The organism is Penaeicola halotolerans, from assembly GCF_016464625.1.
GTDB lineage: Bacteria > Bacteroidota > Bacteroidia > Cytophagales > Cyclobacteriaceae > Penaeicola > Penaeicola halotolerans.
Map to the genome: position 1 here is coordinate 1 of NZ_JAEAGO010000257.1, position 230 is coordinate 230.

At 48.7% G+C, this 230-nt stretch carries 1 pseudogene; it reads right to left on the reverse strand.

The window, feature by feature from the left end:
* A pseudogene (locus tag I5349_RS14200) lies at positions 1 to 230 on the reverse strand (3-deoxy-8-phosphooctulonate synthase); the annotation flags it as partial.

Below are 230 nucleotides of genomic sequence, written 5' to 3' on the forward strand. Positions count from 1 at the left end.
ACATCGACCACCTCTGCTACATCTTTGACTTGATAGCTCTCATGCACATCCCTTACCAATGGTACAGAGAGTTCACGACCTACACGCTGCAAGACTTCGAGCGACTTATCCATCCCGATACTTCTAAAAGACCCCGCTGAAGTACGATTCGCCTTGTCAAAAGAAGCTTTGAACACTTACTCGATCCCTAGCTCATCTGCTAGTGCCTTGACAGTAGCCCCGATCTCGCT